11 protein-coding genes are annotated in these 13,192 nt (G+C 68.2%); 2 read left to right on the top strand and 9 right to left on the bottom strand.

Going from position 1 to position 13,192, the window contains the following annotated elements; genetic code table 11:
* The first annotated feature begins 27 nt into the window (after positions 1-27).
* Positions 28-957, top strand: a complete 930-nt coding sequence (locus ACVCMI_RS15880; RefSeq protein WP_447098158.1) for a peptidoglycan DD-metalloendopeptidase family protein — start codon at positions 28-30, stop codon at positions 955-957.
* Positions 958-1,139: 182 nt separating this feature from the next.
* Positions 1,140-3,872, top strand: a complete 2,733-nt coding sequence (secA, locus tag ACVCMI_RS15875) for a preprotein translocase subunit SecA (RefSeq protein WP_447098159.1) — start codon at positions 1,140-1,142, stop codon at positions 3,870-3,872.
* 96 nt (positions 3,873-3,968) lie between these two features.
* Here secA and ACVCMI_RS15870 read toward each other — a convergent pair whose 3' ends face one another.
* From ACVCMI_RS15870 to ACVCMI_RS15830, 9 genes are all read right to left on the bottom strand, one after another.
* Entirely contained in the window at positions 3,969-4,820 is an 852-nt protein-coding gene (locus ACVCMI_RS15870) for a symmetrical bis(5'-nucleosyl)-tetraphosphatase (protein ID WP_447098160.1), read from the bottom strand.
* A gap of 15 nt (positions 4,821-4,835) precedes the next feature.
* Complete coding sequence (gene apaG / locus ACVCMI_RS15865) at positions 4,836-5,219, bottom strand: Co2+/Mg2+ efflux protein ApaG (protein ID WP_395120089.1); 384 nt, start codon at positions 5,217-5,219, stop codon at positions 4,836-4,838.
* A gap of 53 nt (positions 5,220-5,272) precedes the next feature.
* Positions 5,273-6,064, bottom strand: coding sequence for a 16S rRNA (adenine(1518)-N(6)/adenine(1519)-N(6))-dimethyltransferase RsmA (gene rsmA / locus ACVCMI_RS15860; RefSeq protein WP_447098161.1), 792 nt, complete (start codon positions 6,062-6,064; stop codon positions 5,273-5,275).
* A gap of 88 nt (positions 6,065-6,152) precedes the next feature.
* Positions 6,153-7,151 (bottom strand): 4-hydroxythreonine-4-phosphate dehydrogenase PdxA, encoded by a 999-nt coding sequence (pdxA, locus tag ACVCMI_RS15855; protein WP_447098162.1) that lies wholly within the window; start codon positions 7,149-7,151, stop codon positions 6,153-6,155.
* Positions 7,152-7,156: 5 nt separating this feature from the next.
* Positions 7,157-8,506, bottom strand: coding sequence for a peptidylprolyl isomerase (locus tag ACVCMI_RS15850; RefSeq protein ID WP_447098163.1), 1,350 nt, complete (start codon positions 8,504-8,506; stop codon positions 7,157-7,159).
* Between the two features lie 33 nt (positions 8,507-8,539).
* Entirely contained in the window at positions 8,540-10,942 is a 2,403-nt protein-coding gene (locus ACVCMI_RS15845; RefSeq protein WP_447098164.1) for an LPS-assembly protein LptD, read from the bottom strand.
* Between the two features lie 97 nt (positions 10,943-11,039).
* Entirely contained in the window at positions 11,040-11,960 is a 921-nt protein-coding gene (locus tag ACVCMI_RS15840; protein WP_395120084.1) for a histone deacetylase family protein, read from the bottom strand.
* A gap of 8 nt (positions 11,961-11,968) precedes the next feature.
* Positions 11,969-12,541 (bottom strand): cob(I)yrinic acid a,c-diamide adenosyltransferase, encoded by a 573-nt coding sequence (locus ACVCMI_RS15835; RefSeq protein ID WP_395120083.1) that lies wholly within the window; start codon positions 12,539-12,541, stop codon positions 11,969-11,971.
* Between the two features lies 1 nt (position 12,542).
* Complete coding sequence (locus ACVCMI_RS15830; protein ID WP_395120082.1) at positions 12,543-13,142, bottom strand: hypothetical protein; 600 nt, start codon at positions 13,140-13,142, stop codon at positions 12,543-12,545.
* Positions 13,143-13,192 lie beyond the last annotated feature (50 nt).

The raw sequence follows: 13,192 nt of genomic DNA, 5'->3' as shown, positions 1-13,192 counted from the left end.
GGTGCCGACATTCGATTTTGGAAAGACATGCAGATCATACTCGTCTCACGTGCCCGCAAGCTGCCTAAAACCCTGGATCTGGCCAGCCGGCGGGTGCGCTGGAAGCTGTTCTCGATGTTGTCGCTGGGCGTGTTGGGCTGCCTGGCCCTGGGCGGCGCGCTGACCCTCGCCATCGCCAGCCCGCGCGACCGCGCGCTGAGCCAGATCCACGACCTGCAGCAGCAGATCCGCCGGCAGAACGCCGAACTCGGCGGCGTGCGCGCGGATGCGCAGCGCAGCCTGGACGCCCTGGCGCTCAAGCTGGGCCAGCTGCAGGCGCAGTCGACCCGCCTGAACGCGCTCGGTGAGCGCCTGGTGCAGGTGGGCAAGCTCGACAGCGGCGAGTTCAACTTCGACCAGCCGCCCGCCGTCGGTGGTGTCGAGGACACCAGCAGCACCGGTTACGCCATGCCGCCCTCGCTGGAGGTCGGCATCGACCGCCTCACCGGCCAGTTCAACGTCCAGCAGGCGCAGTTGTCGGCGCTGCAGAGCCTGTTGCTCGATGCCCGCATCGAGTCGAACCTGAAGCCCACCGGCATGCCCGTGCATGGCTACATCTCATCCTATTTCGGCGTGCGTCCCGACCCGTTCGACGGCCAGTCGGCGCGGCACACCGGCATCGACATCGCCACGCCGTTCGGCACGCCGGTGCATGCCGTGGCCGAAGGCATGGTGACCTTCGCCGGCGTGCGTCGCGGCTACGGCAACGTGGTCGAGATCGACCACGGCAACGGCTACATGACCCGCTACGCCCACAACAGCAAGCTGGACGTGCATCCCGGCCAGCATGTGCAGGTCGGCGACGTGATCGCGCAGGCCGGCTCCACCGGCCGCTCCACCGGCTCGCACGTGCATTTCGAGGTCTGGTACCACGATCGCGTGGTCAACCCGCTGGCGTTCGTGCGCAGCCACCGCTAGGGATGCCCTGATCCCTTGAATCCGGTCCCGGCAGCCGCCAGTTCCTGACGGTTCGCCGGCGTTCCCGCGCGGCGCGGGCACCTCCATCCCGCCAGAGCGGGTGAGCCGTACCGGGCATGTAGTAACATGCCCGATTGGCTCGCGCGTGCAGCGGGCGTCTTGTTCCCCCAACCGGAAAATCGATGTTCAATCGTGCCCTGACGAGTCTGTTTGGCAGCCGCAACGAGCGTGTGCTGCGTCAGCTTTCACGTACGGTCCATCGCATCAATGCGCTGGAACCGGAGATGGAGAAACTGGACGATGCCGCGTTGCGCGGCAAGACTGCCGAGTTCAAGCAGCGTTACGCCGCCGGCGAATCACTGGACAAGCTGCTGCCGGAAGCCTTCGCGGTGGCCCGCGAGGCCTCGCGCCGCACCCTGGGCATGCGTCCGTACGACGTGCAGTTGATCGGTGGCATGGTGCTGCACCAGGGCAAGATCGCCGAGATGCGCACTGGCGAAGGCAAGACCCTGGTGGCGACGCTGCCGGTATACCTCAACGCGATCGCGGGCAAAGGCGTGCACGTGGTCACCGTCAACGACTACCTGGCGCGGCGCGACTCGGCGCAGATGAGCAAGCTGTACAACTTCCTCGACCTGACCGTCGACGTGGTGTACCCGGGCATGGACCACGCCGACAAGCACGCGGCGTATGCGGCCGACATCACTTACGGCACCAACAACGAGTTCGGCTTCGACTACCTGCGCGACAACATGGCGCTCAGCAAGGAGCAGCGCTACCAGCGCGGCCTGCATTACGCCATCGTTGACGAGGTCGACTCGATCCTGATCGACGAGGCGCGCACGCCCCTGATCATCTCCGGCCCGGCGGAGGATTCCCCGCAGTTGTACATCGCCGTCAACAAGATCGTGCCGCGGATGATCCGCCAGGCCGAGGAAGACAGCGAGGGCGACTACTGGGTCGACGAGAAGCAGAAGCAGGTGCATCTGTCCGAGGCCGGCATGCAGCACGCGGACGAGCTGCTGCGCGAGGCCGGCGTGATCGACCAGGACAGCGGCCTGTACGACTCCAAGAATCTCGCGGTGGTTCATCATCTCAACGCCGCCCTGCGCGCCAACGGCATCTATCAGCGCGACGTCGACTACATCGTGCGCGATGGCGAAGTGATCATCGTCGACGAGTTCACTGGCCGTACCCTGGCCGGCCGACGCTGGTCCGACGGCCTGCACCAGGCGGTCGAGGCGAAGGAGGGCGTGCCGATCCAGCGCGAGAACCAGACGCTGGCCACGGTGACGTTCCAGAACCTGTTCCGCATGTACAAGAAGCTGGCCGGCATGACCGGCACGGCCGATACCGAGGCGTTCGAGTTCCAGAGCATCTACGGCCTGGAGGTGGTGGTGATCCCCACCCACAAGCCGATGATCCGCAAGGACAACCCGGACATGATCTTCCTGTCGCAGACACCGAAGTACAACTCGGTGATCGAGGACATCAAGGACTGCCACAAGCGCGGCCAGCCGGTGCTGGTCGGCACCACCTCGATCGAGGTGTCCGAGCTGCTGTCCGGGTTGCTGAAGAAGGCGGGCGTGGCGCACGAGGTGCTCAACGCCAAGCATCACGAGCGCGAGGCGCACATCGTGGCGCAGGCCGGCGCGCCCGGCCAGGTCACCATCGCCACCAACATGGCCGGCCGCGGTACCGACATCGTGCTCGGCGGCAGTCTCGAGGCCGCGCTGGCCGAACTGCCCGAAGGCGCCAGCGAGGTGGACCGCGCGCGCGTCAAGGCCGAGTGGAAGAAGCGGCACGAGCAGGTGCTGGCCGCCGGCGGCCTGCACATCATCGGCACCGAGCGGCACGAATCGCGGCGCATCGACAACCAGCTGCGCGGCCGCTCCGGCCGCCAGGGCGACCCGGGCTCCTCGCGCTTCTACCTGTCGCTGGAGGACAACCTGCTGCGCATCTTCGGCGGCGAAGGCCTGGTGCGCTGGATGAAGCGCTTCGGCATGAAGGACGACGACGCGCTGGAAGATCGCATGATCAGCCGGCAGATCGAGAAGGCCCAGCGCAAGGTCGAGCAGCACAACTTCGACATCCGCAAGCACCTGCTGGAGTTCGACGACGTCGCCAACGACCAGCGCAAGGTGATCTACACCCAGCGTGACGAATTGCTGGAGGGCGAGGAGGTCGCGGCCACCGTCGCCGACATCCGCGAGGATGTGGTGCAGACCCTGGTTCAGACCTACGTGCCGCCGCAGACCATCGACGAGCAGTGGGATATCGCCGGCCTGGATCGCGAGCTGGAGAGCCAGTTCAACCTGTCGCTCGACCTCAAGCACTGGGTCGAGCAGCAGAGCGAGATCGACGCCGAGATGATCCGCAAGCACGTGGACGAGGCGGTCGCCGAGCTGTTCCACGGCAAGGAGGCGCAGATCGGGGCCGAGACCATGCGCCAGCTCGAAAAGCACGTGATGCTGACCGTGGTCGACAACGCCTGGAAGGACCATCTTTCCAGCATGGATTACCTGCGCCAGGGCATCTCGCTGGTGGGCTACGCGCAGCAGGACCCGAAGCAGGCGTTCAAGCGCGAGGCGTTCAAGCTGTTCTCCGACATGCTGGCGCGGATCAAGTCCGAGGTGGTGCAGATGCTTGCGCGCATCCGCATCCGCAGCGAGGAGGAAGTCGCCGCGATGGAGGCCGAGCAGCAGCGCATGGCCGAGCGCCTGCAGAAGCAGATGCTCGCCACCGGCGGCGGCGCGCCGCCCGATGCGTTCGGCAGTGCCGGCGCGGCCCCGGAAGACGGTGCCCACCTGGCCGCACAACCGGTGCAGCATGCCGGCCCCAAGGTCGGCCGCAACGAGCCATGCCCCTGCGGCTCCGGCAAGAAGTACAAGCATTGTCACGGACAGCTGAGCTGAGACAGAAAGCAGGAGTGAGTGGAGAGGAGTGAGGAGTGAGAGAAAGCTGTCCGGCCCGCTCTCACTCCTCACTCCTCTCCACTCACTCCTCGCCTTTCAGTCCTCGCCGCCTGGCGGCCGCTTGCGATGCGGCTCGGCGTTGACGGTGATGTAGTGCGTCCCCTCGCCGTCCAGTTGCAGTGCGGTGAGCTTGCCGCCCCAGACGCAGCCGGTGTCGATCGCGTGCACGCCCAGTCCGTCGAATCGGCCCAGCGCCGACCAGTGGCCGCAGACGATACGCACGTCGCGTCGACGCATGCCGGGCACGGCAAACCACGGGTACAGGCCGGGCTTCTGCGTGCCGGGGATGCCCTTGGCGTCGAAGTCGATGCGCCCGTTGACGTCGCAGTAGCGCATGCGCGTCATGGTGTTGATGGTGGCGCGGTAACGGTCCTGGCCCTGCAGCCGGCTCGACCACTGCGCGGGACGATTGCCGAACAGGTTGCGCAGCAGGCGCGGGTGGCGCGGACTGGACAGCTCGCGCTCGACCTCCTGGGCGGCACGCAATGCCTGGCGCAGCGTCCACACCGGTGCGAGGCCGGCATGCACCATCGCCCAGTCGAGCTGTTCGTCGTGGTGCATCAGCTTCTGCGAGCGCAGCCATTCGAACAGCACCGGTGCATCGTCGGCAAACAGCACCTCGCGCAGTTCGGGGTTCACCCGCGCCTGCGCCTCCGGCTTGCGCTGCGCGATCGCCAGCAGGCTGAGGTCGTGGTTGCCCAGCGTGACAACGCACGAGTCGCGCAGGTCGTGGATCAGTCGCAGTGTTTCCAGCGACTGCCCGCCGCGGTTGACCAGGTCGCCGCAGAACCACAGCTGGTCACGCGCGGGGTCGAAGCGCAGTTTCTCCAGCAGGCGTTGCAATTCGGGATAGCAGCCCTGCACGTCGCCGATGGCGTACGTAGCCATGTCAGTCCCGGGCCATCAGTGCAGCGTACGCGGGATGGACAGGGTGAAGGTCGGGATCGGCGCCTCGAACTCGGTGCCGTCGTCGGCGAGCATCTGGTAGCTGCCGCCCATGATGCCCACCGGCGTCTCCAGCACCGCGCCGGAGGTGTATTCGAAATCCTCGCCGGGGCGCATCCACGGCTGTTCGCCGACCACGCCGTCGCCGCTCACTTCCTCGACCTTGCCGTTCGCGTCGGTGATCTGCCAGCGCCGCGCGAGCAGGCGCGCCGGCAGCTGGCCGGCGTTGCGCAAGGTGATGGTGTAGGCGAAAACGTAACGGTTGTCCCCGGGCCTGGACTGGTCGGGAACGAAGCGGGTTTGCACCTGCACGTCGATCGTGTAGGGGGATTGTTCGGTCATGCCCGGATTGTAAGGCCTGCGCTCGCCAATGGGGCGGCGCGTGCGCGACGGCTTCACTGCGCCGGCGGAACGACCTTGGCCAGGCGCACGAAATCCGCCGGCGACAGCGTCTCGGCGCGTGCGCGCGGGTCCACGTCGGCGCGCCGGATCGCGTCGCTGTCCATCACCTGCTTGAGTGCGTTGGACAGCGTCTTGCGCCGTTGCGCGAACGCCGCCTTCACCACGGCATAGAGTTGCGGCGGGTCGGCGTCGTGCCGTTGTTCCGGCGACAGCGGCTGCAGTCGCACTACGGCGGAGTCGACCTTCGGCGGCGGCCGGAACGACTCCGGCGGCACGTCGAACAGCGGTTCCACCCGGCACGCCAGCTGCAGCATGACCGACAACCGGCCGTACACTTTGCTGCCCGGTGCGGCAGCCATCCTGTCGACGACTTCCTTCTGCAGCATGAAGTGCATGTCCTCGATCGCCGCCGCGTGCTCGACGCAGTGGAACAGGATCGGGCTGGAGATGTAGTAGGGCAGGTTGCCGGCCAGCCGCAACCGCGGCACGCCGTGACTGTGCGCCATCGCGGTGAAGTCGACCTTCAGCACGTCGGCGTGCAGGACGTGCAGCGCACCGACCGTGGCGGCGCGCGCACGCAGGGCGGGGATCAGGTCCGTGTCCAGCTCGATCGCCGTGAGCTTGCCTGCCGCGCCCAGCAGGGGCAGCGTCAGGGCGCCTTCGCCCGGGCCGATCTCGACCAGGAAATCGTCGTCGCGCGGTGCGATCGCCGCGACGATGCGCTCGATGCATTGGCGGTCGTGCAGGAAGTGCTGGCCGAAGCTTTTCTTGGGGCGTGCGGTCATGGGGCAGAGCGAGCAGTGAGAAATGAGGAGTGAGGAGTGAGTGTGTGGAAGGTCGGGGAGATGAGTGCGCGAGCGGCTCTCTCGCTCCTCACTCCTCTCCACTCACTCCTCGCCTTCGCGCCACCAGCGTCATGGCGAGGTTGGCTGCGGCGATCAGGCTGGACGGATCGGCGCGGCCGGTGCCGGCCAGATCCAGCGCGGTGCCGTGGTCCACCGAGGTGCGGATGAAGGGCAGGCCCAGGGTGACGTTCACGGTGCGATCGAACGCTTCGCTCTTCAGCACCGGCAAGGCCTGGTCGTGGTACATCGCCAGCACCGCGTCGTAATGCGTGCGTTGCGCCGGCACGAAGGCGGTGTCGGCGGGCAGCGGGCCGAGCAGCTGCATGCCCTCGCCGCGCAAGACGTCCAGCACGGGGATCAGCGTATCGATTTCTTCCCGGCCCAGGTGGCCGCCCTCGCCGGCATGCGGATTGAGTCCGAGCACGGCGATGCGTGGCTGGTCGATGCCGAACTTGCCGCGCAGTTCGGCGTCCACGATGCGCAGCACGCGGGTCAGCAATGCGGGCGTGATCGCCGCCGGTACGGCCGACAGCGGCAGGTGGGTGGTGGCCAGCGCCACGCGCAGCTGCGGGCTGGCCAGCATCATCACCACCTCGGCGCCCGCGCGTTCGGCGAAGAATTCGGTGTGTCCGCGGAAGGCGACGCCGGCATCGTTGATCGAGGACTTCTGCAGTGGCGCGGTGACCACCGCGGCATAACGGCCGGCCATGCAGCCGTCGGCGGCCTCGGCCAGGGTGGCCAGCACGTGGCTCGCGTTGCGCGGGTCGGGGTGGCCGGGCACTTCCCTCGTCGCCAGCGGCACGTGACGCACGCGCAGCGCGCCGGCGGCGCGGGAGTCTGCCGGTGCGCCGTCGTCGTCGATCAATTCGAGGTGCATGCCGCAGCGTGTCGCCGCGCGCTCGAGCAGGTGGCGGTCGGTGATCGCGACGAGGCTTGCCGCCAGCGACGTGCCGGCCAGCCGCACCAGCAGCTCCGCACCGACGCCGGCCGGCTCGCCCGCGGTGACGGCCAGCCGGGTGAGCGCCATCGCGCTCAGCTGGCCTGGGGTGCGGCGCCGTCGGCGGGCGCCTGCTCGGGCTCGCGCAGGGACGGCACGAGGATTTCGATGTAGGCGTTGGAACGCAGGTCGCGCAGGTAGTCGTCGTAGACCTGCTCGGCCTTGCGGTTGCCGATGGCCTGGCGCGCCTGGTTGCGCTCGATCTCCACGGTCTGGTCGCTCTGGCGCGTACCCAGGCGCTGCAGCAGATGCCAGCCGGCTTCACTCTGGAACGGCTCGGATACCTGGCCGTCCTTCAGCGAGGCCAGCTTGGCGGCGATCGTCGCGCCCCACGCCGAGGGCTGGAACCAGCCCATGTCGCCGCCGATGTTGGCGGTGGTGTCGTCCTTGGAGAACTCCTTCGCCAGCGCGGCGAAGTCCTCGTGCTTGTCGACGATGCGGTGGTACAGGTCCTGCGCCTTCTGCTGTGCCTGGGCGGAGCTCAGCAGCTCGCTCGGCTTGATCAGGATCTGCCGCGCGTGGTACTCGGTGACGATCTTGCGGTCGCCCTTGCGCTGGTCGACGAGCTTGAGGATGTGGAAGCCGGTCGGGCCGCGCAGGATCTGGCTGACCTGGCCCGGCTTCATCGTGACGACCGTGTCGGCGAACGCCGGTGGAATCTCGTCCATGCGCCGCCAGCCGAGGTCGCCGCCTTCCAGTGCATCGGAAGCGTCGGAGTAGCGGATCGCGGCGGCGCCGAAATCCATGCCGCCCTGGACGGCGGCGGCGGCCTGCTCGGCCTTGGCCTGGCTGGCCTGGATCGCCGCGGCGTCCGCGCCACCGGGGATGCTCACCTGGATGTGCGCCAGGTGCACTTCGCCGGCCTTGTAGGTGGGGCTGTCGAGCAGGTTGTCGATCTCGCTGTCGGTCACCGAGACCGAGCTTTGCACCACGTTCTGGTGCAGCCGCTGCACGGTGATCTGGTCGCTCAGTTCCTTGCGGAATGCGGCGAAGCTGCCGCCCTGCTGCTCGACCGCCGCGCGCAACTGCTCGGGGGTGAGCCGGTTCTGCTGCGCCACCCCCTGGACCGCGCGGTCGACGTCGGCGCTGGACACCGAGATGCCTTGTTCATGCGCGCGCTGCACCTGCAGGCGCATCAGGATCAGCCGGTTCAGCACCTGCCGCGTCACCACGTCCATCGGCGGCAGTTGCCCGCGGCCGGCGTACTGCTGCTGGATCGTGCGCACCGCGTCGTCCAGCTCGCTCTGCAGGATGACGTCGTCGTTGACCACCGCGACGATGCGATCGAGCGACTGGTTCGCCGGTGCGGCCGACTGCAGCAACTGCGCATGGGCAGGCACGGCGATCGCCAAGGCGAGCAGGAGGGATGCAAGGAATTGCTTCATCGAGAAAAAAGCCTGGATCGCCGAGGCGATGGATTATTGATAGCCGAGAATATCACGGCGCAGCAGCGGTTCGATCTGGCCGCCGGTCGAGCCCAGCCCCTTGAATACGATTTCGAACATGATCGCGTTGTCGCGCCGATTGAGGTTGCTTCCGGAAGGTGGCGACGTGGTGCCGTAGTAGGACTGGTTGACGTAATTGCGGTCGACCAGCCGCAGGGTGACGCAACAGCTGTCGTACTCCACGCCAAGCATCGCGTCGACGGTGCCGCTGGGGAGCTTGTAGGTGGTGTCGATCGCCGGGGCAAACGCCCAGGCGCCGAACAACCGCCACCTGTCCGACAGCGGATAGACCGCCGAGGCGCTGTATTGTTCCAGCCGGCCGCGCCGATAGTGGTAGGCGAGGTTGACGATGCCCGCATCGCCGAGGCGGCGCTGCAGACCGAACGTGGCCGCCTCCACGGCGCGGCTGTTCGGGCTCCACTGCCAGGAACTGTTCACCCGCCAGCGGTCGTTCAATTGCAGGTCGAGCTGGGCCACGTAGGCCGAGCCGGTCCAGTCGGTGCCCAGCACGCGTTGCCGGCTGAGGTAGCGGATCTGGCCGATGCTGGCCGACAGCCGCTCGACGCCATCGTCGTCCAGCAGGCGCGTGGTCAGCGCCGCGGTGACGTTGTTCGCGTCCATCTGGCGGTCGGCGCCGGAGAACTGGTTGGTCGAGAACAGTTGCCAGTAGTCGAACGACATCAGGTTGGTGTCGAACAGCGGCAGGTTGTCCTGGTCGCGGTACGGCACGTAGAGGTAGTACAGGCGCGGTTCCAGCGTCTGCGTGTAGTGCGTGCCGAACAGCGAGGTGCTGCGGTCGAACATCAATCCCGAGTCGAGGCTGACGATCGGCAGCGAGCGGGTCGGCGACTGCTCGGTGAATGGCGACACTGCCGTGCCGCTGAGCCGCCCGAATCGCCCGTAGTCCTGGTAGCCGTCGCTGAGCTGGTAGGCGGTGTAGCGCCAGGCCAGGCGCGGCCGCACGAACCACGCGGCACTGCCGAAATCGGCCGCGAGGTAGGGGTAAAGGTCCTCGCGCTGTCCCTCGACGTAGCCGGGCTTGCGGAACATCACCGCGCTGGTGTCCACGCCGGCCTGCAGCCAGCGCGACAGCGGCACTTCCGCGCTGAACAGTGCATACGGCAGCTGCCGGTAAGGCAGCGCGGAGTCGGTCGCGAACGGGTTGGTGTTCTGGTAGGTGGTGGCGCCGAAGGAGGCGTCCCACCACTTGCCGCCGCCGCTGATCGCCGCACCGGAGCGCAGGCTGTACACCGGGCTGTGCGACATCGCATTGCCGTAGTCGTACAGGTAGCTGGCGTCGGATACGTGGTTGTACGTCCCGGTGAAGCGCCAGCCGTCCCACAGGGCGGTGCGGTCGGAGAAGGACACCAGGTGGCGCGACTTGCCGGTGGTGTCGGCCAGGCCGTCGCTCTTGCCGCGGTCCTCGGGCACGTACTCCACGTTGAGCTGCCCGCTGCTGCCGGGCACCAGGTAGCGGAACTCGCCCGCCAGCAGCGGGCCGCGGCGGCTGTAGTAGCGCGGGTCCAGCGTGGCGTCGTAGTTCGGCGCCAGGTTGAAGTAGTAGGGCGTGCTGAGCTGGAAACCCGCGCGGCTGGTGTTGCCCAGCGTGGGGTAGAGGAAGCCGCTCTTGCGCCGGTCGTCGGTGGGGAAAGTGAAGTACGGCAGGTACAGGAACGGCACCTTGCCGATGCGCATGGTGGCATCGCGCGCCACGCCCACGCCGCTGGCCTTGTCGATGCTGATCGACTTGGCGCGGAACTCCCACACGTGGTGGCCGACATCGCAGGTGGAATACGTGGCCATGGAATAGCGGGTGCGCTCGGCATCCAGCATGTGTCCCTGGCGCGCCACGCCATTGCCGCGCGATTCCAGCATCTGGTAGCGCACGTCGTCGGCCACACCGCGGCTGGCATTGGTGTTGCCGCGCAGGTGCGAGGCGGCGAGCAGTTGCCCGGCCTCCTGGTAACGCACGTTGCCGCGCGCATCGTAGTCGGTGGTCGAGTCGTTGTAGTCGAGCGTATCGGCCTGCAGCTGCTGGTCGGCGCGCTGCAGCAGCACGTCGCCGGAGAGGTGGTAGACCGACTGGTCGGAGCTGTCCACGTGCTGCGCGGTGACGTGCGCCGGTGCGGTCGCGCGCTGGCTGCTGTCCCGGCTCAGCGTCGGATCGTAGAACTCCAGCAGCGCGTTGGGCCGGCACATCGCGTAGTTGAGCGGGCGCGGTGCGCAGTGGAACGAACCCAGCGGGCAACTCTGGTCGGCCGGGTCCGGCGCCTTGCGTGCCGCCGGGGCGGCGGAGGCGGCGGGAAGCTGGCCGCCGAAGAGCGCCAGCGCGGCGGCGACTGCCAGCAGGCGACGTGGAGGAAACGTTGATGTCACGATGGAACCTGCCGACCTCGAAGGCTGGTCAAGTTAGCAGAAACGCCCCCTCCGATGCGTCCGCGCGTTCAGCGCGGGCTTGGCTGCGGGCGCCGATTCACTCCATCAGGGCCTGCACGTGGGCGGCGGCGCTGGCGGCCAGGGCGGCGAGGTCGTAGCCGCCTTCGAGGGTGGAGACGATGCGCCCCTCGGCATGGCGGCGGGCCAGCGCGACCAGCCGCTCGGTGAGCCAGGCGTAGTCTTCCTCGCTCAGCCGGATGTCGGCCAGGGGGTCGTTGGCGTGGGCGTCGAAGCCGGCCGAGATCAGCAGCAATTGCGGCCGGAACGCGTGCAGGCGCGGCAGCAGCACGGCATCCCACAGTTCGCGGAATTCATGCGAGCCGGCGCCGGGCGACAACACGCCGTTGACGATGTTGCCGCAGCCGCGCTCGTCCTCGTGGCCGCTGTCCGGGTACAGCGGCGACTGGTGGCTGGAGGCGAACAGCACGCGCGGCTCGCGTTCGAAGATGTCCTGCGTGCCGTTGCCGTGGTGCACGTCGAAATCGGCGATGGCGACCCGCTTGAGCCCGTGCGCGGCCAGCGCGTGGGCGGCGCCCACCGCGACGTTGTCGAACAGGCAGAAGCCCATCGCCCGCTCGCGCGTGGCGTGGTGGCCGGGCGGGCGCACCGCGCAGAAAGCGCGTTGCGCGCTGCCGCCGAGCACCGCATCGACCGCCGCCACCACGGCGCCCGCGGCGTGCAGGGCCGCCTCGGTCGAGCCGGGGCCCATCACGGTGTCCTGGTCCAGCGCCAGCATTTCGCCCGCCGGCGCGCCGAGCAGGACTTCGCCGATGTGTCCCGCGTCGTGCACGCGCAGCAGCTGTTCGCGGGTGGCCGGCGGTGCCTCGACACGGTCGAGCGCGGCGTAGCGGTCGTGATCCAGCGCCTGCAATACCGCATGCAGTCGCGCCGGCCGTTCCACGTGGCCCGGCCCCGGATCGTGCCGCAGGCAGGCGGAATGGGTGTACAGCCGCAGCATGCGGCAGCTCAGGCGGAGGGTTTGGGCTTGGGGCGGCGCTCGTGCTGCCACAGCACTTCGCCATGGCCGCTGGCGCGCGCCAGCACCCGCGAGATCACGAACAACAGGTCCGACAGCCGGTTGAGGTAGCGCTGCGGCTGGGTGCGGATATCCTCCACCCGCGCCAGCGCGATCACCTCGCGCTCGGCGCGGCGGCACACGGTGCGCGCCAGGTGGCCGCAGGCCGCGGCCATGCCGCCACCGGGCAGGATGAACTCCTTCAGCGGCGGCAGCGGCTCGTTGAGCCGGTCGAGGATGTGCTCGAGCCGTTCGATGTCGCTGTCGTTGACCATCGCCATACCGGGGATGCACAGCTCGCCGCCGAGGTCGAACAGGTCATGCTGCACCTGGGTCAGTACCTCGCGCACCTCGTCGGTGACGCCATCGGCGGCCAGCAGCATGCCGATCGTGCTGTTGAGCTCGTCGACCGTGCCGTAGGCGTTGACCCGCGGCGAATCCTTGCCGACGCGCGAGCCGTCGCCGAGGCCAGTCGACCCATCGTCGCCGGTGCGCGTGTAGATCCGCGAGAGGCGGTTGCCCACGTCAGTGCCTGGCGTGGTTGCTGCGCGGCGCGGCGTGCGTCAGCTGGGTTGCCAGCGCATGCAGCAGCGCACCCAGCCCCACGTAGACGGCGGTGCCGGTGAGGAACGGCAGGTACCAGTCGCCAAGGTTGCCGAACCACGCACCGAGGCTGCGCGGCGCGGGAACGCTGGCGCTGAGCCAGTAGAAGCTGCCGTTGGAGATCAGGTAGCAGACGCCCTCGGCCACCAGCAGCGTGCCGGCCGCGAGGCCCAGCGTACGCAGGTTCAGGCCCTGCTGGTGTTTCGCCAGCCAGCTGCCACCCAGCCACAGCGCACCGTAGGACGGCAGCAGGAACCAGTAGGCCGGGGACACGCAGTAATGGCTCCAGAAGTCGATGCCCTGGCCGCTGATCACGAGGTAATCCACCAGCACGGCTTCCGCCATCAGCAGCGGGAAGGCCCAGCGGCCCTGGCCGCGCAACCAGAAGCCGGCGAGGAAAAACACGCCCCACGAAGCGTCCCACAACGCATGATGCAGCAGCGAGGGGTGGAAGCGGGTGACGCCCATCACCAGGGCCAGGCCCAGGAAGATGACCAGGCGTCGGGTCGTTGAGGTTGCCATGGGAACTCCGTGCGGCGCTGCGGGATACAGGCGTGCAAGTTTAGCCCAAT

This window comes from Rhodanobacter sp. UC4448_H15 (assembly GCF_052978265.1).
The sequence above is the reverse complement of the archived record's forward strand: the minus strand, read 5'-3'. Positions and strand labels throughout refer to the sequence as shown.